The following is a 19,716-nucleotide window of genomic DNA, read 5'->3' on the forward strand; positions in this document are numbered from 1 at the left end:
GCATCAATACAATATCGGACACCATTGTATAGCGGAATAATGCCGTTTTTAAAGATTTTTCAGACGGCCTTAAATAGATTTTGCACAGTCGGTGTGCTTATTGACGGTTCCACGGCATAACCATGAGCAAGCGAGCCATACCGCAAAATCCTGTTAGCCCGGCAATAATCAGACCCAATCCGACAAACGCGCACAAGAGATAAAAAGTAGGAGAAACAAGCCAGCCGAGCACTGCGCCCGCCAAGGCTAACGAGCCGGCGGCAATCTGTACCTGCCGCATTAATTCAAGCGGTTGAGAGCGGTTGATTTCGGTGGGGAAACCGGCGGATTTCCAGCCGTCCAGCCCTTTTTCCAAAATAAACGCTTCTTTTTCACCGCAACATTGTGCCAATGCGTCTGCGGCATTACGGGTGCGCATACCTGATTTGCAGTGAAAGATCACGCAAGAAGCTTGCTTGGCGGCTTCGGGCAGGCCTTGTTGTTTGATTTGATCCAAGGGTTGCAGAACGGATTGCCCGATGTGTTCGCGGCGGTATTCGTCGGGTTGGCGGATATCCACCAAAACCGCGCCTTGCGCCAGCTTGCTTTTAACGTGTTCGGGTGTGATGACCTTGATATTCATGGTGTGTGTTTCCTTCTATATTTCTATTATTAAGTATGAGGCCGTCTGAACAATCGTTTCAGACGGCCTCATAACCTTGCTTTATCGTTTATCAGTCGGACAGGTATTGATGCCCAGTAAAGTGTAAATCAGGCAATTCGACATCAGTCCGGTAGCCAAAGGAATCACCCCCAGCCAGCCCCACCAGCCTATGGTGCCGGTAGCGGCCAAAATCATCAACGCCGCACCTACGACAATGCGGATTATTTTATCGATACCGCCTACATTGCGTTTCATATTTTTCTCCGGTTGGTGTAAATGTTTGAAATTTAATTTATATAATTTAAATTATATATGTAAAAAATGATATTTGTCAACTAAAGAAGAGGCTGTCTGAAACATTTCAGACGGCCTCTTGAGTTGGGTACGGCTTATATCCAACGGATTTTATTCATCGGTATTGCTTGGCTGATCGATTGGCCGGCCGATACGTTGGTAATGCACAAACTCATAAACCAAACCGTTTTCCGCCGTGCGCTTTCCTTCGCGGTTTGCCTGCCATTCGTCAGAATTAATCGCGGGGAAAAAGGCATCGCCCTCCACATTTAAATCTATTTCGGTGATGCGTAAATCGGTGGCCACAGGCAGGGCTTCCGCATAAATCTGCGCGCCGCCCATGATGATGATTTCTTCGACATCTCCGCAAAGCGCCAATGCTTTGTGCAGGCCGGAAACGGTTTCGGCGCCTTCTGCCGCATAATCCGCCTGTCGTGTAATCACAATATTGCGACGACCGGGCAAAGGTTTTTTAGGCAGCGATTCCCATGTTTTGCGCCCCATCACCACGGGCTTGCCGGTGGTGTACGCGCGGAAAAAGGCGAAATCTTCGGGCAGATGCCACGGCATGGCATTGTTGATGCCGATGCAGTTGTTGTGGGCATGGGCAGCAATCAGGGTGATTTTTTGCATGTGGGTTTATCCGTCAATAGGATTTTCAGACGGCCTCATTGTAATCAATACAGGCCGTCTGAAACAGTATAAAAAAAGATGTGAAGATAATGATCTGATAACGGACTTCAACAACATTATTATCATAGACAAAATAAATATTACCGCTTATCATTAATTCCAACCGATTATTAATGATACGGAATCATATAATCGGCATAATACAATAAATGGTGTCATGCTTTTCTGTAGCCGAGAGCCTGCGTGAAACTGCCGCCGGCCTCTGCTGCCGCTTGATCTGCTACCAAAATGTTAATAACAACTTTAATAAGGAAATCATGATGGCGGGTTCGTATTCACTTTACCGTTGTGCCGTTTTATCCACTTCCACCGGCATGCTCGACAGCGTACTCGATCGCAACAGCCCGATCGATATTTTGCGCCTGCGGGTACACATGCACGGGCAAAGCCATGCCGACGGCTGCAATCTCAAAGCGGAGGAATTTTTCGATTGGATGCGCGAACATCCCGACGAATTGCTGACCACCTCTCCGCCCAACGAAGAATGTTTGCGCAAAACATTTCGCTATCTGAAAAAACAGGGCTATCACGAAGCCATTGTTACCACCATCAGCAGCAAACTCAGCGAAAGTTTCAACGTGATCCGCGCCGTTGCCGAAGAAATGGCCGACGAGTTGACCATCCATGTGTTCGACACCGGCACCGCCTGTATGCCCGAAGGCTTTTTCGCCTTAGAAGCCTTGCGCCTGCTCACGGCCGGTAAAAGCAGCGCCGAAGTGCTCGATTATTTGGAACAGCTCAAACCGCGCTGCGAATTGATTTTCGGCGTGCAATCGCTCACCCAGCTTGCCCGCAGCGAAGGCTTGATGCGCATGGGCGCAGCATTTAACGATTGGTTGGGTTTGAAAACCATATTGCGTCTCAATTCAAAAGGCATTTCGCATTTGGCCAGCATACAAGACAACAAACAAATGATAGAACGCCTTATCGAAGCACTGATGGTGATCACAACCGATAAAAACCCCACTCATCTGGTCATATCCGGCGGTTATTGCGGCGACTACGGGCTTTATCAGCAATTTGCCGCCAAACTGCATCAAAAAACCGGCCTTCATTTGGAAAACGGCCTGCCGATTTCGCCGGCAATAGGCGTTTACGCAGGTTTGAATGCCATCGGCATCGGCATTGTAGAGCGTTTGCCCGAATAATCCATTATGTTGATTTCATAAAATAAAAACATGAAACTGCTTAACAATGCTTTCAGACGGCCTATGGTTTTTTGCCCGTTCGTTTTAATGTTTCCTAATAAGAAACAAATAATCAACAAAATCTGTATTTATCTACCAATAGTGATTCATTACAATGCACTCATTCGATAAAGCCGACTAAGCAATCAGTCGGTATTTCATTCAAATTAACACATTAACTTGGAAAAGGAATTTACCATGAAAAAAACTGGTACCATTTTTGCCGCCATCGCTCTTTCAGCTGCTTCTTTAGCTTCTGCACGCGGTGTAGATCTGCCTGAATGGAACCACGCCAACGACTCAAACCGTCCTTTGGCCAACCTTCAAGAAGTTCATTACCCCGGCGTTAAACCTACCGCCAAAAAAGATGACCGTATTAAATTTACCGCAACCAACCACGTTGCCCCCGAAAGCGATGCCTACCAATCTTTAGGCCGTAACGAAAGCCGTTAATACGGGCATCTTACTCACTGTTTCTCCCAAACAAACAGGCCGTCTGAATAGATTTCAGACGGCCTGTTTTAGATGGCACAAACAATATGTTGGATTACCACTGCGAATAAGGATGCTTGCTCAAATAAGCATTGGTAAATTTACCGTTCGACGTGATTTCCTCGCCCAGCCAATCGGGTTTTTCAAAAGACACACCTTCGCTTGGCAACTCCAATTCCGCCACCACCAAAGGCGCGTTGTCGCCGAAATATTCGTCCACTTCAAACGTAAAACCGCGGTATTCGATTTTATAGCGGTGTTTTTCCAGCTTAAACGGGCACATCGTCTGCATCATCTGCTCCGCGTGTGCCACCGGAATTTCATATTCAAACTCGCTGCGGGTAGTATCGGAAATATAGCCCTTCAACGTCAGCCACGCTTTGCGGCCGACAATCCGCACGCGGATCGTACATTCCTTATCCACACTCAAATAACCCTGTCGCATCATTTCCGGCTCGCCGGCTTCCTCGCGCCAGCTGTCGTTTTTTAAAAGAAAACGGCGTTCGATTTCGATAGTCATGATTCAGACGGCCTCAAAACGGTTTGAATACAACAAGATACAAAGCAGCAATCATAATTACCACCGGAATTTCGTTAAACACGCGAAACCACTTATGCGAATAGCGGTTGCGGTTATCCTCAAAATCCAGCAGCAAACGGTAGCAGTAAAAATGATAGCCCAGCAAAACCACGCCCAGCGTTACTTTCGTATGTACCCAGCCCATGCCCCACCAGCCGGTGGCAAAGGGAATCACAAAGCCGGTTATTACCGCGCCCAAGCCCAACGGCGTCATAAACTTAAACAGCCGGCGCGCCATACCGAGCAAACGCAGATATTCGCCCCGGTTGCCTGTTTCCACCTGCGCCAGATTCACATAAATACGCGGCAGGTAAAAAAGCCCGGCAAACCACGAAATGATAAAAAACACATGCAGCAGTTTGAACCATAAATACATTTTTCAGACGGCCTTTGGAAAATAACCGACATATTGTAGCCTCAAACACCGCCCGACGGTTAAGATTTGTAGGCAGGCCGGGCTTTTTTGCTAAAATACCGCCGCACTTTACATATAAGGGAAAACAACATGATCAAACAATTCGAAATTCACGGCGGCGTCAAAAAAGAACTTCAAGCCTATCTTGATGAGCGCAATACCGACCTGAAAACCGCGATGGACAGCGAAGAACTCAACCGCGAAGTCGCCGCCATCATCCACAACGGCCTGCCCGCAATGGTGAGAAAAATCTATTCGCTCGAAAAAATGCAGAAGTTTTTTTGGGAGAAAAAAGACCTGATGGTAGAGTTTGTTGCCGCACGCTTGAATGCTGCCGACAAGAAACCGAAAGGCAGTAAAAACACCAATCAGAAGAAACGCTGATATGTCCTAGAGCGTGTCGTTAGAAAGCATTGCGGCGGTATTTTTGGTCAAAAATCCGCTTCACAAGCCTTCTAACGACACGCCCTAAACCAAAGGCCGTCTGAAAGCTCACAAAACTCGCTTTCAGACGGCCTTTAAACATCTCTACTACTTTACTTATCCGAATAATCCCGCTTGCCGAAAATGGCACTGCCCACCCGCACATGCGTTGCACCGCAGGCAATCGCGGCTTCCATATCCGCCGACATGCCCATCGACAGCACATCCGCCGCCACACCGGCCGCATTCAAATCGGCCAAAAGCTGTTTCATGCGGGTAAACTGATTGTGCAGGGCTTCGGCACCGGCGTCTGCTTCGGCCACACACATAAAACCGCGCACCTGCAAACGCGGCAGCTTCGCCGTTTCGCAGGCCAGCGCCACCGCTTCCTCCGGCGCCACACCGTGCTTGCCCGGCTCGCCTGCGATATTCACTTCGATACACACTTGCAGCGGCGGCATTTCAGACGGCCTCTGTTCACTCAGCCGCCGCGCCGTTTTCAAACGGCTCACCGTATGCACCCAATGCGCACGTTCCGCCACAAAACGGGTTTTGTTGGACTGCACATCGCCGATCATATGCCACACGATATCGGGCAAATCGGCCAGCTCTTCGGTTTTGCCGTACCATTCCTGAATATAGTTTTCACCGAAATCACGCGCGCCTGCCGCATATACTTCGCGGATATCGTCTGCCGGAAAGGTTTTGCTCACCGCCACCAAATGCACGCTGCCGTTTTCACGGTGCGCCGCCGCTTCCGCCTCGAGGATTTTTGCGCATACTTCACGGTAATTCTGTTGCAGGCTTGTCATGATTCTTTCCATATTCCGCAGTTTTTTTCCCGTTAGCAAAAATAATTAAATTTTTACTTGGTTTAACAACTCTATCTATTTAAAATAAATGGCTTGGTAAATCCCGCCGTCAACATTTCCATTCATACGGCTCAGAAAATTTTAACTTAAAAAGCAAGGCCACATTATGCAAATTACCGACTTACTCGCATTTGGTGTGAAAAACAAAGCATCCGACTTACACCTCAGCTCAGACCTGCCCCCGATGATCCGCGTACACGGCGACGTGCGCCGCATCAACCTGCCCGAAATGGGCAGCGACGAAGTGGGCAATATGATCACTTCGGTGATGAACGATTACCAACGCAAAGTCTATCAGCAAAACATGGAAGTGGACTTTTCATTCGAGCTGCCCAACGTGGCGCGCTTCCGTGTTAACGCATTCATGACCAACCGCGGCCCCGCCGCCGTATTCCGTACCATTCCCAGCACCGTACTGACGCTGGAAGATTTGAAAGCCCCGCGCATTTTCCAAAAAATCGCCGACAACCCGCGCGGCCTCGTATTGGTTACCGGCCCCACCGGTTCGGGTAAATCCACCACGCTGGCGGCTATGATCAACTACATCAACGACACCCAACCCGCACACATCCTTACCATCGAAGACCCTATCGAGTTTGTGCACACCAGCAAAAAATCCCTCATCAACCAGCGCGAACTGCACCAACACACCCACAGCTTCGCCAACGCCCTCAAATCCGCCTTGCGTGAAGACCCCGACGTGATTTTGGTGGGCGAGATGCGCGACCCCGAAACCATCGGCCTCGCCCTCACCGCCGCCGAAACCGGCCACTTGGTATTCGGTACTCTGCACACCACCGGCGCCGCCAAAACCGTTGACCGTATCGTCGACGTATTCCCGGCCGGCGAAAAAGAGATGGTGCGCTCCATGCTTTCCGAATCGCTGCGCGCCGTGATTTCGCAAACCCTGCTGAAAACCCGCGACGGCAACGGCCGCGTGGCTGCGCATGAAATTCTGGTGTCCACCCCCGCCGTGCGCAACCTGATCCGCGAAAACAAAATCGCCCAAATCAACTCCGCCCTGCAAACCGGTCAGGCACACGGCATGCAAACGCTCGACCAAGCCTTGCAAAACCTGGTGCGTCAGGGTGCCATCAGCCCGGAAACCGCGCGCAGCAAATCGCAAAACTCCGATCTGATTTTATGATGAAACAAACACATAATTAAGGGTAAAACACCATGAGCGAATCCAACCAACTGCACAATCTGCTGGCGGAAATGGTTCAGGCTTATTCAGAAAAAAACCAGCCGCCGCACATTCCCACCCCCGCCGAAATCGGCTCGCACCTGCACCCCTTGCTCGACCGCATGTGCCAAGAAGCCGAGCAGCGCACCGCCTCCGATATTTTCATCAGCGCGGGCTTTCCCCCGGCCATGAAAGTCAACGGCGTGCTGACACCGATGCCGCACAAAGCATTGAGCGGCAAAGACACCGCCGAAATCATCCAATCGACCATGAACGACGAGCAGCTCGAAACGTTCAACCGCGAATTGGAACTCAACTATTCGGTGCAATCGCGCAGCAACACCCGTTACCGTGTGAACGCTTATCACGAGCAAGGCCGCAGCGGCATGGTTTTGCGCCGCATCAACCCGCGCGTGCCTACCGTTGACGAACTCGCCCTGCCGCAAAAACTCAAAGAACTCGCCCTCACACCCCGCGGCCTGCTGATTCTTGCCGGCCCCACCGGTTCGGGTAAATCCACTTCGATGGCGGCGATGATCGACCACCGCAACCAAAAAGTGCCGGGCCACATCATTACCATCGAAGACCCGATCGAATACCTCTACCAACCGCGCCGCTGCATCATTACCCAGCGCGAAGTGGGCATTGATACCGCCGACTGGAAGCTGGCCGTACAAAACGCCATGCGTCAGGCGCCGGATGTGGTGTGTATCGGTGAGGTGCGCAGCGAAGCCAGTATGGAATACGCGCTGCAACTGGCGCAAACCGGTCACTTGTGCGTGTTCACGCTGCACGCCAACAATGCCGCGCAAGCCATCGAACGTATCATCAACTTCTACCCCGAAGACCGCCAAGCGCAGGTATTGATGGATTTGGCTCTGAACCTGACCGCCATCATCGGCCAGCGCTTGATCCTCAAAAAAGGACGCAGCCAACGCACCGCCATCATCGACCTGCTGCTCAACACCCCCGCCATGCAGGATTTGATCTTCAAAGGCGAACTGATGAACATCCGCGAGCTGATGGTACGCTCCGGCGTGGAAGGCATGCAGACATTCGACCAAAACCTCTTCGATCTGTATCTCAAAGACCAAATCGAATACGACGAAGCCCTACGCCAAGCCGATTCCGCCAACGATTTGCGCCTGCGTATCCAGCTGCATGAAGAAGGCGACAACCCCGAACGCCTGTACGACCGAATCAGCGATTTGAACCTGATGTAAATTCAGGCAAGGGCTGACGAGGCCGTCTGAATCAACAACCCGCCGGCTGTTCGGCTTCACATTAAAAACGCATTCGTTTCAATCGACTGAAACACACCAAAGGCCGTCTGAAATCTTTTTTCAGACGGCCTTTTTATATTCTTCATTATTACTTAATAAACTAAAAATAAAAATTATTTGCATTAATCTTTAAAAGCCATATAACATTCAACATCAAAAAATATCAAACCGATTCAGGGTATTGTTATGTTGATTGCTTTCCTGATTATGCTGCGCGAAGGCATTGAAGCCGCACTGATTGTCGGCATTGTGGCCGGATTTTTACACCAGTCGGGCAACGGCCATTTGATGCCGAAAGTGTGGCTGGGTGTGCTTTCCGCCGCATTAATGTGCCTGCTGTTGGGCTACGGCATCCACACCGCCACCGGCGAAATTCCGCAAAAGCAGCAGGAATTCGTGGTCGGCATCATCGGGCTGGTGACCGTTGCCATGCTGACTTACATGATTCTGTGGATGCAGAAAGCGGCGCGTTCCATGAAGCAGCATCTGCACAATTCGGTTCAGACGGCCTTAAATCGCGGCAGCGGCCAAGGCTGGGCATTGGTGGGCATGGCTTTTCTGGCGGTGGCTCGCGAAGGTTTGGAGAGCGTGTTTTTCCTGCTCGCCGTATTCCAGCAAAGCCCGAGCTGGCAAATGCCTGCGGGCGCGGTGCTGGGTTTGGCGGCGGCGGTTGTAGTCGGTGCGTTGATTTATCAGGGCGGTATGCGCCTGAATTTGGCAAAATTTTTCCGCTGGACGGGCGTGTTCCTCATCATCGTCGCCGCCGGTTTGCTGGCCGGTTCGCTGCGCGCGCTGCATGAAGCGGGCGTATGGAACCGGCTGCAAACCATTGTTTTCGACATTTCCCACATCCTGCACGAAGACAGCCCGCTGGGCGTGTTGCTCGGCGGCTTCTTCGGCTACACCGACCACCCGACCCAAGGCGAGGTTTTGGCGTGGCTGCTGTATTTGGTGCCCGTGATGTATTGGTTTTTACGCAGCAGCTCACCGGCTGCATCTGTTGGAAAATCCCCAGTAAATTGAGAAAGAGGTAAAACATGAAGAAACTGAATATCACCGCTTTATCCGTGCTGCTGGCACTCGGCCTTACTGCCTGCCAACCGCCCGAAGCCGAAAAAACCGCCGCGCCCGCATCCGGCGCACCGGCCGAAGCCAAAGCGCAAGACGGCAGTTTCAATATGGCAGTTAACGATGAAAAATGCGAACCGATGGAACTCACCGTGCCCAGCGGCGAAGTGGTGTTCAACATCAAAAACAACAGCAGCCGCAAGCTCGAATGGGAAATCTTAAAAGGCGTGATGGTGGTGGACGAACGTGAAAACATCGCCCCCGGCCTTGCCGACAAAATGACCGTTACCCTGCTGCCCGGCGAATACGAAATGACCTGCGGCCTGCTCAACAACCCGCGCGGCAAGCTCACCGTAACCGACAGCGGCTTCAAACAGGCGGGCGGCGAAGCGGATATGGCCAAACTCGCCCAACCGCTGGCCGACTACAAAACCTATGTTCAACAGGAAGCCGACCAACTGGTGAGCAAAACCGCCGCTTTCGTTGCCGCCGTGAAAGCGGGCGAAACCGACAAAGCCAAAGCCATGTTTGCCGACACCCGCACCCATTATGAACGCATCGAGCCGATTGCCGAGCTGTTTAACGAACTCGACCCCGCCATCGACGCGCGTGAAGACGACTTTAAAGCCGGCCCCAAAGACCCAGCCTTCAGCGGCTTCCACCGCATCGAACACGCCTTGTGGATCGAAAAAACCACCAAAGGCGTTGAAGCCGTGGCCGACAAACTCGAACAAGACGTGAAAAAACTCAAGCAGGAAATCGACGTGCTGACCTTCCCGCCCAATAAAGTAGTCGGCGGCGCGGCCGTGTTAATTGAAGAAGTGGCCAACAGCAAAATCAGCGGCGAAGAAGACCGTTACAGCCACACCGATTTGAGCGACTTCAATGCCAACATGGAAGGCGCACAAAAAATCGTCGATTTATTCCGCCCGCTGATCGCCGAAAAAAACAAGGCGCTGCTGGATAACGTTGATGCCAACTTCAAAGCCGTGAACGACATTCTGGCGAAATACAAAACCGCCGACGGCTTTGAAACCTACGACAAACTCAGCGAAGCCGACCGCAAAACCCTGCAAGCACCCATCAACACCTTGGCCGAAGAATTGGCCAAACTGCGCGGCACACTCGGCCTGAACTGATTTTTCTTTCATCAACCCTTTTCAGACGGCCCGACACATCAGGCCGTCTGAAAACATCGTCTTCAAAATATCATGAGCAACCACCACCGCAACCCCACCCAACCCGAAAAACGCACCTTGCTCAAAGCCGCCGTTGCCGCAGCCGCGACCGGTGCTGTCGCAGCCGCGGGCGGTTTCACATGGGGCGAGAAAAAAGGCCGCAACGAAGAGAAAGCCGCACTCATGCAGCATTCCACAGAAAGCTACGACTGCTACGGCCAACATCAGGCAGGCATCACCACCCCGCACCAACAATTCGGCATCATGGCTGCTTTCGATGTGCTCGCCAAAACCCCGAAAGAATTGGAAAAACTATTCCGCATCATCACCAGCCGCGTCGAATTCCTAACCCAAGGAGGCGAACTGCAAGACGGCGATGCCAAACTGCCGCCTTCGGGCAGCGGCATACTCGGCAAAATCATCCGCCCTGACGGGCTAACCGTTACCCTGAGCGTCGGAGCCAGCCTGTTTGACCAACGCTTCGGGCTGGCCGCCAAAAAACCCAAACACCTGCAGGAAATGAAAGACTTCTTCAACGACAAACTGCAAGCCGAATGGAGCGACGGCGACCTCAGCCTGCAAATCTGTGCCTTTACCCCCGAAACCTGCCAAAACGCCCTGCGCGACATCATCAAAAACACCGTGCAATACGCCATCATCCGCTGGAGCATAGACGGCTTCCTACCCAAATCCGAACCCGGTTCCGCCGCCCGCAACCTGCTCGGCTTCCACGACGGCACTGCCAACCCCAACGTAGCCGACCCCAAAACCGCCAATCAGGTGCTATGGACGGGCATCGCCGCCAACAGCTTGGACGAACCCGCGTGGACGAAAAACGGCAGCTACCAAGCCGTGCGCATCATCCGCCATTTCGTCGAATTTTGGGACAGAACACCGCTGCAAGAGCAAGAAAGTATTTTCGGACGCGAAAAATACAGCGGCGCACCCTTGGGCATGAAATATGAAAACGACGTTCCCGATTACGGCAAAGACCCCGAAGGCAAAGTGATTCCCAAAGACAGCCACATGCGCGTCGCCAACCCGCGCGACCCCGAATTTATGAAGAAACACCAACTGTTCAGACGGCCTTACAACTATTCGCGCGGCCTCTCCAAAGCCGGCCAACTCGATGTCGGCTTGGTGTTTATCTGCTATCAGGCCAATCTGGAAGACGGCTTCATCTTCGTGCAAAAACTGCTCGATACCGAACCGCTGGAAGAATACATCAGCCCCTTCGGCGGCGGCTATTTCTTTACGCTGCCGGGCGTTGAAAAAGGCGGCTTCTTCGGCCAAAGCCTGCTTGCGGCCTGATGGTGATTGGTAACATTAAGCTGGCTATCCAGCCGTCAAAACCAATAAGGCCGTCTGAAATTTTCAGACGGCCTCTTTTTACTGATGATCGTGATAAGGGCTTAAGCGGCGTTGGGTACGACCGCTTTCAGGTAGTTCAGCGCGATAAACTGTTTGTCTGCATCCACTTCCGTTACCGACAGCAGCATCTGCGATTTGGGCAGCGCGTCGAACGGAATACCGGTGGCGCGGGTAACCAGCGGCAGGCCGTCGATACGCACCAAGTCTTCTTTCAACAGCGTGGCTTTCAGCTCTTTGATGTTTTCCTGCTGCACATACACCAAGCTCCAATAGCTTTCCATCTGCCGCTGGAAATCGGCATAGGCGGTATAGGCCGAATCGAAATCGCGCAAGGCGGCAAACAGGTCGGCATCGTTGTGTTCAAACAGCGGCAGGCCGTCTGAAATCAGGCTGATAAGCTGTTTTTGGTTGATGTAGTCGGCGGCGCGGCGCAGCGGCGAGGTAAACCAGCCGTAATGCTGCACGCCCATGCCGCTGTGCGGTTCGGATTTGGTGCTCATGCGCACTTTGCTGTTGCCGGGCTGCACGCGGAACAGGCCGGGCAGGTGGTTGGCATCGAGCATTTCGGCCCATGTGCTGTTGGCGAGAATCATCATTTCGCTCACCAAAGTGTCGATGGGCGAACCGCGCTCGCGGCGGGCCACGCCTACGCTGCCGTCTGCGTTCAATTCGATGCTGTAATCGTATTGTACGGCGCGCTCCGGCTCGTATTTGCCGCGGGCTTTTTGGCGGGCGACGGCAAATTGGTGCAGCCAGATTAAATCGCGGTGGTGGTTGAACATGGCCTGCCCTTCGGCATCCAAACCGGTTTCGGTATTGAAATGCGGCTCAATGGCTTGAATACGCAGGTTTTCGGCGATGTAAACGGCTTCGATTTTGTGTTCGGGTGCGCTGATGTTGAAATCGGCGTCCACATCGAAATAAATGCTCACGGCGGGGCGGTATGCGCCGGCATCGAGGCTGAAAGAGGCAATCCAGTTGTCGGGCAGCATGGTGATTTTGCCGCCGGGAAAATAGGCGGTGCTTTGGCGTTCCATGATGATGCCTTCGATGCCGCTGCCGGGCTCGACGGCCAATGAAGGCGCGGCGATATGGATGCCGACGCGTTTGCTGCCGTTGCCTAAATCGGTAACGCTGATGGCATCGTCCACTTCGGTGGTGCTGTCGTCGTCGATGGAAAATGCCTGCACGTCGGCTTTGGGCAGGTCGGCCAAAGCGGGGACGGCGACATCGGGAAAGCCGGTGCCTTTGGGGAAATGCTTGATTTCAAAGCCGTCGTAAAGATACTGCGGAATCGAAGCCACGCCGCCGGTTTGCATGGCGAGTGCCAGCGGAGCGAGTTTGAGCGCGTCGGCGGCTTTGGTGAAGGCTTTGTAGGTGAGCGCCTGTTTGTCGGGCGCGTGCAGGATGGTTTTTAAGTCGGCGGCGATTTCAGACGGCATCTGCCCTTGTTTCAAGGCATCTGCCCAGCTTTCGATTTGCGCTTCCTGCTGCTTTTTGCGCTCGATGGCGGCCAGCGCCTGCTTGAGGGTTTCTTCGGGCGCGGCTTTGAATACGCCTTTGGCCTTTTTGTAGAAGTACATCGGCGCGGCGTAGAGGGCGATCAGGGTGGCGGCCAGCTCGGTTTTGGTGGGCGCGTGGCCGAAATACTCTTCGGCGATGGCTTCGGCGGTGAACTCTTCTTCGCCGCACACTTCCCACAGCAAATCGGTGTCGATGTCGGCGGCTTCGGCTTGGGCTTTGTTCAGAAAGTCGTCGAGCGGGGTGTCGAATTCGACAAATACGTTGGCGGCTTTGACTTTGGTGCGTTTTCCGTGCTGGGTGTCGGCCTGATAGTTGGCATCGTTTTTCTGAACGACGGTTGCCACTTTGAATTGGCCGGATTCTTCGTAAAATATGTTCATAAATAAAATAGATGGGCGATAAGCTTGCGCCGCGAGGCCGTCTGAAAAAACGGCGCGGGTGTATGGCTTATCAAATTGCTGAAAAGGCGTGATTTTAACAGGAATCGCTTAGGCTTGTCGGTGTTGTGGCGTTCAGACGGCCTTTTCCAAAATATTTTCCGCCGTGATAGTGGCAATCTCTCGCTGCGGTAACGGTGGCAGGCGGTTTCGCTATATACTGGCGGCTCGACACGTTTGAAAGGAGCGGACGATGACCATTTATTTTTTAGGCGGCGGCAATATGGCGGCGGCGATTGCAGGCGGTTTGGCAAGACAGGGCGGATACGCCGTCCACATTGTGAACCGCGGTGCGGAAAAACGCGAACGGCTCGCGCGCGAGTTGGGCGTGCCGGTATCGGAAACCTTGCCCGAGCTTCATGCCGAAGACGTGCTGGTGTTGGCCGTGAAGCCGCAAGACATGCAGGCGGCGTGTGCGGGTGTGGAAACCAACGGCGCATTGGTCATATCGGTGGCGGCCGGATTGAGTGTCGATACCTTGAGCCGCTATCTCAACGGCACGCGCCGTATTGTGCGGGTGATGCCGAATACGCCCAGCGGGGTCGGTTTGGGCGTATCCGGCCTGTTTGCGGGCGACGGAGCCACTGAGGCCGACAAACAGCTGGCTGCGCAGATTATGCTGGCCGTCGGTCAAGTGATGGTGGTGGAAGACGAAGCCCAGCTGCATGCCGTTACCGGCATTACCGGCAGCGGCCCCGCCTATGTCTTTTATCTGCTCGATGCCTTGAAGAAAGCCGCCGTCATGCAGGGTTTCGATGAAGAAACCGCCAAGCAGCTCAGCTTGGCCACCTTTAAAGGCGCGGTTGCGCTGGCCGAACACAGCGGCGAAGATTTCAACGTGCTCCAGCAAAATGTCACGTCAAAAGGAGGCACCACGTTTGCCGCGCTGGAAACTTTTAAAGCCCGCTCGGTAGCCGAAGCGATAGGCGAAGGTGTTGATGCGTGCGTGGCGCGTTCCCGCGAGATTACCCGCCAATTCGAGGCCGTCTGAAATGTTGTCTAAATTACTGATTCTGTTTTCAGACGGCCTGGCCATCGTGTGTTTGGCGCGCTGCCTGCTGCAATGGGCGAAGCTCGATTACCGCCATCCGTTTGCCCAATTCTGCACCCATACCACCGATTGGCTGGTGAAGCCGCTGCGCAAGGCCGCCCCGCCGTTAGGCCGCTGGGATACCGCCTGCATTTTGGCCTGCGTGCTGCTCTATTACACCGCTTTTACGCTGATTTCATTAATCTCGCTGCCGGGCGGGTTCGGCATAAAAGTGATCGCCGCCAACCTGTTTTTCACAGTTTTAAGCATGTTTAAAGCCGTTGCTTATGTTTTACTGTTGGGTTTGGTATTGAGAATGGTGCTGAGTTTTCAAAATCCATACTCATTTTTACAAGTATCTTTGCATAAAATATTTGAACCATTGTCGCGGCCTTTTGTCTTTTTAAAATTCGGACGCTACGACTTTTCCGGCAGCGTTCTGGCATTGATGCTGTGGTTTTGGTTAAGTGCAATCCTGCCACAGTTGACCGCCAAATTGAATTTATGGCTGTTGAATTGATATATCAATGAGTTAACCCGTTAGAGAGGCCGTCTGAACAAAAACACCGGGCGCGGCGCAGGCTGAAAATAAGGCATATTCATAAAACCGTGATATGATGCCCCCGCACAAATAAAGGTTAAATTGTCGAAAAATCAACAACAAGCCTGAAAGCGGGCTTTTATTGAAGCCTACCGTCCAACAGCGAAAGAAAGAACTACCATGGCAAAGCTTACAGAACAAGACATCCTCAATTGGAACGGCTCTGAAGACGACTACATGAATGCAGACCAACTGGCTTTTTTCCGTGAGCTGTTGGTAAAACTGCAAGACGAACTGATCGCCAATGCCAATGCCACCACCGGCCATCTGCAAGAGCACGAATCCGCTCCCGATCCCGCCGACCGCGCCACTCAGGAAGAAGAATATGCCCTCGAGCTGCGTACCCGCGACCGCGAGCGCAAGCTGTTGAGCAAAATCCAAGCTTCCATTCGCAGCATCGACGAAGGTGACTACGGTTTCTGCCGCGACACCGGCGAACCCATCGGCCTGAAGCGCCTTTTGGCGCGTCCTACCGCAACCCTGTCGGTAGAAGCGCAAGAGCGCCGCGAGCAAATGAAGAAACAGTTTGCCGATTGATTCATTTCAAACCGGCAGTTCAGGCTGCTGAGGCCGTCTGAAAAAGCGCTTGCAACCTCTTTCATTTAAAGCGAAGGCCGAACCTTTTAATTAAGGTTCGGCCTTCGCTTTTGTCTTGCCCGTTGATGTTTTTCAGACGGCCTTACCGGCACAGGTTAAGCGCAACGTTTGCTTAGGGCACAGACTGCTTATCCATCTGCGCTTCACGTTCCAGCTCGTGCGCATACGCCTGCGCTTCTTCCTCGTTAAACGGTTTGAGTACGCCGCTGTCGTTACGCGGGTCGAGTTCCGCCATCACCGGGCCGGCCGAAGCAGGCATGTTAACGTGCATACTGCGCTTGTCTTCCGGTACCACAGCTTGTCGCGAGGCGAATACGGCCAGCAACGTAGCAAAAACAATGAAATAACCATAAAAACCATAGCGTTCGGCCTGATCCATCACCACACCCAAAATCATCGGCGCAAACAAAGAACCCATGCCGTAGCTAAACAGCAGGCTTCGGCTGACTTCCACCGTGTTCATCTCATTCGGCAACTGGTCGTTGGCACGCGCCACACTCAACGCATAAAGAGTAAACAGGCCGATACCGAAAAACACCGCCACCAAATACTGCACCCAAATAGCGTCGATACCCACCAGCATCAGCACGATGCCGACAAGCGCGCCAACTGCCGAAACCGACGAGCAGGTAAAGATAGCGGTACGGCGGCCGAAGCGGTCGGACAGGCGCGCAATCGGCAGCTGCACGGCAAAGCCCGTACCCATCGCAATCATCAGATAAAACGAAATCTGGCGCACATCAAAGCCCTGTTTCAGCAAAAACACCGACGCCATCGTGAAAAAACCGTTCATCAGCAAACCGGCGGTAAAGCTGCCCACAATCGCCAGCGGCGCAATCGCAAACAAACGCGGCAGGCTGATGCGTTGGCGCGGCGGCAGTTCCGGCGCTTTCAAGCGGGTCAGCGCCACCGGCAGCATCGCCGCCATCACCATAATCGCCGAAAGAAGAAAGATATCTTGGCTCGATAGCTTGAAACTCAGCAAGCCGATACCGACGGTAAACGATATGTAGTACACCACATTATAAAAAGCCAACACCCTGGCACGCCCCGCCGAAGTGCTGCGCTCGGCCAGCCAGCTTTCCACAATCATCAGCAGGCTGTAATAACAAAAACCGAGCAACACCCGCAGCGCGCCCCACACCCACAGATTGTCGGTCATCATATGGCCGAGCGCCGCCATGGCAAACACCGCGCCAAACACGCTGAATCCGCGGATATGCCCCACGCCCGATACCACGCGGTGCGCCGCCATCGCACTCAACGCCGCCCCCACGAAAAACGCTGCATTGAGCACACCGATGGCGGTGTTTTTCACACCCATTTGCGCAAGCTCCACACCGGCCGAGTTCAAAAACAGACCGAAGCCGGCAAACAGGAAAAATACCGAGAAAAAAAGCGAATAAAATTTATTGGGTTGTTCGGTCATCGCAGCGTCTTTCAGGCGGGTAGGTCGAGAGGCGCTAGCCTGACAGATTCGCAGACAAGTGTAAACAGATAGCCGCCGCCGAAAACGTAAAAAACAAAACAGTGGGGCTTGTAACACGCCGCATTCTTGAATACAGGCCGTCTGAAAATTTTTCAGACGGCCTCATTAAGAGCAAGCCTGCCGCATAAAATCCTGTAAAATAAGCCGCTTTATATCCCGACCATCCGAAACCTATGCCGGACAACGCCCAGATTACCGCCAGCTACGGCCGCCGCTACACCGTGCGCACGCAAAGCGGTTTGACATTCGATGCCACCACCCGCAAAAAACGGGTTGATTTTGCCTGTGGCGATTGGGTGCACATCACCCCCATCAACCGAGAGCAGGCCGTTATCGAAGACTACCTGCCGCGCGAAAGCCTGCTTTACCGTCAAGACGCTTGGAAAACCAAGCTCATTGCCGCCAATGTGGACAAGCTGTTTATCGTGACCGCCGCCGTGCCCGCGCCCAACGAAGCCCTGCTGCAACGCGCTCTGCTGGCCGCCGAAGCCGCCGACATCGAAGCCGTGATAGTCGTCAACAAAGCCGATTTGCCCGAAACCGCCGGTTGGCGTGAAAAACTGCATTTTTACGAATCGCTGGGCTATCCCGTGATAGAAACCTGCGCCCTCGACCATGCCGACGCACTCAAACCGCTGATGCAGGGTTGCACCAATATTTTTCTCGGACAAAGCGGCATGGGTAAATCCACCCTAACCAACGCCTTGCTCGGCAGCCAAACCGCGCGCGTAGGCGAAATATCCACCGCGCTCGATTCGGGTAAACACACCACCACCCACGCCCGCTTGTACGACATCAATGCCGAAACCAAGCTCATCGATTCGCCCGGCTTGCAGGAATTCGGCCTCTTCCACCTCGAAGCCCCGCGCCTGCTTGATTACTTCCCCGACATGCGCCATCTGGCCGGACAATGCCGTTTTCACAACTGCACCCACCGCGCCGAACCCGGCTGCGCCGTCAAATCCGCCGTCGAAGCCGGTGAAATCCGCGAATCGCGGCTGGCATTTTTACAGCGCATTACCGATGAACTGCTGCGTTGAATCACATAAAGGCCGTCTGAAAAATCAAAAAGCAAGTTCAAGCAACTTACTTTGTCTATTAACCCCAAGCCTTTTTCAGACGGCCTCAAACCCGCACCCACCAATTCAAACCAAAACCATGCTCGAAATCCTTTACCGCGACAGCCGCTGCATCGCCGTCAACAAACCCGCCGGCATGCTGGTACACCGCAGCTGGCTCGACAGCCATGAAACCCGGTTTGTCATGCAAACCCTGCGCGACCAAATCGGCCGCCGCGTGTATCCCGTCCACCGCCTCGACCGCCCCACCTCGGGTGTGCTGCTGTTTGCGCTCGACAGCGAAAGCGCCAACCGCCTTACACAACAATTCACCGAAAAAACCGTCCGCAAAACCTATTGGGCAGTCGTGCGCGGCTACCTGCACGGAAAAGGGCGCATCGACTATCCGCTCAAAGAAGAAGCCGACAAAATCGCCGACCCCTTTGCCGACCCCGATAAGCCCGCGCAACCCGCCGTAACCGATTACCGCTGCCTAGCCCAAAGCGAACAGCCCTTCTCGTCCGCCGCCCGCTACCCCACATCGCGCTACTCATGGGTGGAGCTGACACCGCACACCGGCCGCAAACACCAACTGCGCCGCCATATGAAACACATTTTCCACCCGATTGTGGGCGACACCACCCACGGCGACAACGCCCAAAACCGCACCGTCGCCGCCCATACCGGCACCACGCGCCTGATGCTGCACGCCCGCACGCTGGCGTTCGACAGCCCCGAAAACGGCAGCCGAATCAACGTATGCGCCGACACCGACGAAGCATGGCAACAGCTTGCCCTCGTGTTTGGCTGGCAAAATCTCATATCCCCAAGCAGTTAGAGCAAATGAATTTTAAAAAATAGTAAGTGCGTCATACTCGGGCTTGACCCGAGTATCCCGTGCTATAATCCTCCCCGCATACAGGCCGGGCAGACAGCCGCTGCGCATCGCATAAAGCATGCGGGGAGGAAAGTCCGGGCTCCGAAGAGCAGAATGCCGGCTAACGGCCGGGCGCAGTAATGCGACGGAAAGTGGAACAGAAAGCAATACCGCCGATGGCTGCTTCGGCAGCACAGGTAAGGGTGAAAAGGTGCGGTAAGAGCGCACCGTGCACTTGGCAACAAGGCGCAGCAGGCTAAACCCCATTCGGAGCAAGACCAAACAGAACGCATTGACGCTGCTCGCCGAGCGTTCGGGTAGGTTGCTGGAGCGCATCAGCAATGGTACGCCTAGAGGAATGGCTGTCCGACGACAGAACCCGGCTTACCGCCCGACCTGTATGCACCCTATTCAAACA

Annotated in this window: 21 protein-coding genes and 1 other RNA gene; 14 read left to right on the plus strand and 8 right to left on the minus strand. The window is 53.5% G+C overall.

Annotated elements, in window-relative coordinates:
• Positions 1 to 97: 97 nt before the first annotated feature.
• The 3 genes from CKV66_RS01625 to CKV66_RS01635 all read right to left on the minus strand — a co-directional run bounded on the left by CKV66_RS01625 (position 98) and on the right by CKV66_RS01635 (position 1,570).
• Positions 98 to 622, minus strand: coding sequence for a rhodanese family protein (locus CKV66_RS01625; protein ID WP_085364350.1), 525 nt, complete (start codon positions 620 to 622; stop codon positions 98 to 100).
• A gap of 81 nt (positions 623 to 703) precedes the next feature.
• Entirely contained in the window at positions 704 to 898 is a 195-nt protein-coding gene (locus CKV66_RS01630; RefSeq protein ID WP_085364349.1) for a YgaP family membrane protein, read from the minus strand.
• A gap of 150 nt (positions 899 to 1,048) precedes the next feature.
• On the minus strand, positions 1,049 to 1,570 hold the full coding sequence (locus tag CKV66_RS01635; RefSeq protein WP_085364348.1) for a dihydrofolate reductase: 522 nt from the start codon (positions 1,568 to 1,570) through the stop codon (positions 1,049 to 1,051).
• Between the two features lie 317 nt (positions 1,571 to 1,887).
• On the opposite strand from CKV66_RS01635, the gene CKV66_RS01640 reads away from it, so the two are divergent.
• Both CKV66_RS01640 and CKV66_RS01645 read left to right on the plus strand, forming a co-directional pair.
• Entirely contained in the window at positions 1,888 to 2,778 is an 891-nt protein-coding gene (locus CKV66_RS01640; protein ID WP_157739136.1) for a DegV family protein, read from the plus strand.
• A gap of 237 nt (positions 2,779 to 3,015) precedes the next feature.
• Complete coding sequence (locus CKV66_RS01645; RefSeq protein WP_085364346.1) at positions 3,016 to 3,270, plus strand: hypothetical protein; 255 nt, start codon at positions 3,016 to 3,018, stop codon at positions 3,268 to 3,270.
• A gap of 94 nt (positions 3,271 to 3,364) precedes the next feature.
• Here CKV66_RS01645 and CKV66_RS01650 read toward each other — a convergent pair whose 3' ends face one another.
• Together CKV66_RS01650 and CKV66_RS01655 are read right to left on the minus strand one after the other, a co-directional pair.
• Positions 3,365 to 3,829, minus strand: coding sequence for a CYTH domain-containing protein (locus CKV66_RS01650; protein ID WP_085364345.1), 465 nt, complete (start codon positions 3,827 to 3,829; stop codon positions 3,365 to 3,367).
• A gap of 13 nt (positions 3,830 to 3,842) precedes the next feature.
• Positions 3,843 to 4,265 carry a CopD family protein gene (locus CKV66_RS01655; RefSeq protein WP_085364344.1) on the minus strand — a complete coding sequence of 141 codons (423 nt, stop codon included), beginning with the start codon at positions 4,263 to 4,265 and terminating at the stop codon, positions 3,843 to 3,845.
• A gap of 129 nt (positions 4,266 to 4,394) precedes the next feature.
• Here CKV66_RS01655 and CKV66_RS01660 point away from each other — a divergent pair, with 129 nt between their 5' ends.
• Complete coding sequence (locus CKV66_RS01660; protein WP_085364343.1) at positions 4,395 to 4,688, plus strand: hypothetical protein; 294 nt, start codon at positions 4,395 to 4,397, stop codon at positions 4,686 to 4,688.
• A gap of 152 nt (positions 4,689 to 4,840) precedes the next feature.
• Here the strand turns inward: CKV66_RS01660 and CKV66_RS01665 are convergent, their stop codons facing one another.
• The gene (locus CKV66_RS01665; protein ID WP_085364342.1) at positions 4,841 to 5,539 is read right to left on the minus strand and encodes a YggS family pyridoxal phosphate-dependent enzyme; all 699 of its coding nucleotides are present in this window, start codon (positions 5,537 to 5,539) and stop codon (positions 4,841 to 4,843) included.
• A gap of 166 nt (positions 5,540 to 5,705) precedes the next feature.
• Here CKV66_RS01665 and CKV66_RS01670 point away from each other — a divergent pair, with 166 nt between their 5' ends.
• The 5 genes from CKV66_RS01670 (at position 5,706) to efeB (ending at position 11,625) form a co-directional block, all read left to right on the plus strand.
• Positions 5,706 to 6,746 (plus strand): type IV pilus twitching motility protein PilT, encoded by a 1,041-nt coding sequence (locus CKV66_RS01670; RefSeq protein WP_085364341.1) that lies wholly within the window; start codon positions 5,706 to 5,708, stop codon positions 6,744 to 6,746.
• 32 nt (positions 6,747 to 6,778) lie between these two features.
• Positions 6,779 to 8,008, plus strand: a complete 1,230-nt coding sequence (locus CKV66_RS01675; RefSeq protein ID WP_085364340.1) for a PilT/PilU family type 4a pilus ATPase — start codon at positions 6,779 to 6,781, stop codon at positions 8,006 to 8,008.
• 246 nt (positions 8,009 to 8,254) lie between these two features.
• Positions 8,255 to 9,091, plus strand: coding sequence for an iron uptake transporter permease EfeU (gene efeU / locus CKV66_RS01680; RefSeq protein WP_085364339.1), 837 nt, complete (start codon positions 8,255 to 8,257; stop codon positions 9,089 to 9,091).
• Positions 9,092 to 9,105: 14 nt separating this feature from the next.
• On the plus strand, positions 9,106 to 10,275 hold the full coding sequence (gene efeO / locus CKV66_RS01685) for an iron uptake system protein EfeO (RefSeq protein ID WP_085364338.1): 1,170 nt from the start codon (positions 9,106 to 9,108) through the stop codon (positions 10,273 to 10,275).
• Positions 10,276 to 10,347: 72 nt separating this feature from the next.
• Positions 10,348 to 11,625, plus strand: coding sequence for an iron uptake transporter deferrochelatase/peroxidase subunit (efeB, locus tag CKV66_RS01690; RefSeq protein ID WP_085364337.1), 1,278 nt, complete (start codon positions 10,348 to 10,350; stop codon positions 11,623 to 11,625).
• A 101-nt stretch (positions 11,626 to 11,726) separates the two neighbouring features.
• On the opposite strand, the gene CKV66_RS01695 is transcribed toward efeB, so the two are convergent.
• On the minus strand, positions 11,727 to 13,589 hold the full coding sequence (locus CKV66_RS01695; protein WP_085364336.1) for a ribonuclease catalytic domain-containing protein: 1,863 nt from the start codon (positions 13,587 to 13,589) through the stop codon (positions 11,727 to 11,729).
• 250 nt (positions 13,590 to 13,839) lie between these two features.
• Between CKV66_RS01695 and proC the strand changes: the two genes are divergently transcribed.
• From proC to dksA, 3 genes are all read left to right on the plus strand, one after another.
• A complete protein-coding gene (gene proC / locus CKV66_RS01700) occupies positions 13,840 to 14,637 on the plus strand; it encodes a pyrroline-5-carboxylate reductase (protein WP_085364335.1) in 798 nt (265 codons plus the stop codon).
• A gap of 1 nt (position 14,638) precedes the next feature.
• Entirely contained in the window at positions 14,639 to 15,196 is a 558-nt protein-coding gene (locus CKV66_RS01705; RefSeq protein WP_085355595.1) for a YggT family protein, read from the plus strand.
• Between the two features lie 201 nt (positions 15,197 to 15,397).
• Positions 15,398 to 15,814 carry an RNA polymerase-binding protein DksA gene (dksA, locus tag CKV66_RS01710; protein ID WP_085364334.1) on the plus strand — a complete coding sequence of 139 codons (417 nt, stop codon included), beginning with the start codon at positions 15,398 to 15,400 and terminating at the stop codon, positions 15,812 to 15,814.
• Between the two features lie 172 nt (positions 15,815 to 15,986).
• Here dksA and CKV66_RS01715 read toward each other — a convergent pair whose 3' ends face one another.
• Positions 15,987 to 17,303, minus strand: a complete 1,317-nt coding sequence (locus CKV66_RS01715; protein ID WP_085364333.1) for an MFS transporter — start codon at positions 17,301 to 17,303, stop codon at positions 15,987 to 15,989.
• 233 nt (positions 17,304 to 17,536) lie between these two features.
• Here CKV66_RS01715 and rsgA point away from each other — a divergent pair, with 233 nt between their 5' ends.
• The 3 genes from rsgA (at position 17,537) to rnpB (ending at position 19,701) form a co-directional block, all read left to right on the plus strand.
• A complete protein-coding gene (gene rsgA, locus CKV66_RS01720) occupies positions 17,537 to 18,403 on the plus strand; it encodes a ribosome small subunit-dependent GTPase A (protein WP_085364332.1) in 867 nt (288 codons plus the stop codon).
• A 118-nt stretch (positions 18,404 to 18,521) separates the two neighbouring features.
• The gene (truC, locus tag CKV66_RS01725; RefSeq protein WP_085364331.1) at positions 18,522 to 19,259 is read left to right on the plus strand and encodes a tRNA pseudouridine(65) synthase TruC; all 738 of its coding nucleotides are present in this window, start codon (positions 18,522 to 18,524) and stop codon (positions 19,257 to 19,259) included.
• A gap of 81 nt (positions 19,260 to 19,340) precedes the next feature.
• An RNA gene (gene rnpB, locus CKV66_RS01730) (RNase P RNA component class A) lies at positions 19,341 to 19,701 on the plus strand.
• The last annotated feature ends 15 nt before the right edge of the window (positions 19,702 to 19,716 follow it).

This window comes from Neisseria zoodegmatis (assembly GCF_900187305.1).
GTDB lineage: Bacteria > Pseudomonadota > Gammaproteobacteria > Burkholderiales > Neisseriaceae > Neisseria > Neisseria zoodegmatis.

What these genes read in the sequence shown, in the direction of transcription:
- rsgA (WP_085364332.1), top strand. Translation starts at nt 17,537, where the DNA reads ATGCCGGACAACGCCCAGATTACCGCCAGCTACGGCCGCCGCTACACC.
- proC (WP_085364335.1), top strand. Translation starts at nt 13,840, where the DNA reads ATGACCATTTATTTTTTAGGCGGCGGCAATATGGCGGCGGCGATTGCA.
- CKV66_RS01695 (WP_085364336.1), bottom strand. Translation starts at nt 13,589, where the DNA reads ATGAACATATTTTACGAAGAATCCGGCCAATTCAAAGTGGCAACCGTC.
- CKV66_RS01670 (WP_085364341.1), top strand. Translation starts at nt 5,706, where the DNA reads ATGCAAATTACCGACTTACTCGCATTTGGTGTGAAAAACAAAGCATCC.
- CKV66_RS01640 (WP_157739136.1), top strand. Translation starts at nt 1,888, where the DNA reads ATGATGGCGGGTTCGTATTCACTTTACCGTTGTGCCGTTTTATCCACT.
- truC (WP_085364331.1), top strand. Translation starts at nt 18,522, where the DNA reads ATGCTCGAAATCCTTTACCGCGACAGCCGCTGCATCGCCGTCAACAAA.
- CKV66_RS01625 (WP_085364350.1), bottom strand. Translation starts at nt 622, where the DNA reads ATGAATATCAAGGTCATCACACCCGAACACGTTAAAAGCAAGCTGGCG.
- CKV66_RS01660 (WP_085364343.1), top strand. Translation starts at nt 4,395, where the DNA reads ATGATCAAACAATTCGAAATTCACGGCGGCGTCAAAAAAGAACTTCAA.
- dksA (WP_085364334.1), top strand. Translation starts at nt 15,398, where the DNA reads ATGGCAAAGCTTACAGAACAAGACATCCTCAATTGGAACGGCTCTGAA.
- CKV66_RS01635 (WP_085364348.1), bottom strand. Translation starts at nt 1,570, where the DNA reads ATGCAAAAAATCACCCTGATTGCTGCCCATGCCCACAACAACTGCATC.
- efeB (WP_085364337.1), top strand. Translation starts at nt 10,348, where the DNA reads ATGAGCAACCACCACCGCAACCCCACCCAACCCGAAAAACGCACCTTG.
- efeO (WP_085364338.1), top strand. Translation starts at nt 9,106, where the DNA reads ATGAAGAAACTGAATATCACCGCTTTATCCGTGCTGCTGGCACTCGGC.
- CKV66_RS01675 (WP_085364340.1), top strand. Translation starts at nt 6,779, where the DNA reads ATGAGCGAATCCAACCAACTGCACAATCTGCTGGCGGAAATGGTTCAG.
- CKV66_RS01715 (WP_085364333.1), bottom strand. Translation starts at nt 17,303, where the DNA reads ATGACCGAACAACCCAATAAATTTTATTCGCTTTTTTTCTCGGTATTT.
- CKV66_RS01665 (WP_085364342.1), bottom strand. Translation starts at nt 5,539, where the DNA reads ATGACAAGCCTGCAACAGAATTACCGTGAAGTATGCGCAAAAATCCTC.
- CKV66_RS01630 (WP_085364349.1), bottom strand. Translation starts at nt 898, where the DNA reads ATGAAACGCAATGTAGGCGGTATCGATAAAATAATCCGCATTGTCGTA.
- efeU (WP_085364339.1), top strand. Translation starts at nt 8,255, where the DNA reads ATGTTGATTGCTTTCCTGATTATGCTGCGCGAAGGCATTGAAGCCGCA.
- CKV66_RS01645 (WP_085364346.1), top strand. Translation starts at nt 3,016, where the DNA reads ATGAAAAAAACTGGTACCATTTTTGCCGCCATCGCTCTTTCAGCTGCT.
- CKV66_RS01705 (WP_085355595.1), top strand. Translation starts at nt 14,639, where the DNA reads ATGTTGTCTAAATTACTGATTCTGTTTTCAGACGGCCTGGCCATCGTG.
- CKV66_RS01650 (WP_085364345.1), bottom strand. Translation starts at nt 3,829, where the DNA reads ATGACTATCGAAATCGAACGCCGTTTTCTTTTAAAAAACGACAGCTGG.
- CKV66_RS01655 (WP_085364344.1), bottom strand. Translation starts at nt 4,265, where the DNA reads ATGTATTTATGGTTCAAACTGCTGCATGTGTTTTTTATCATTTCGTGG.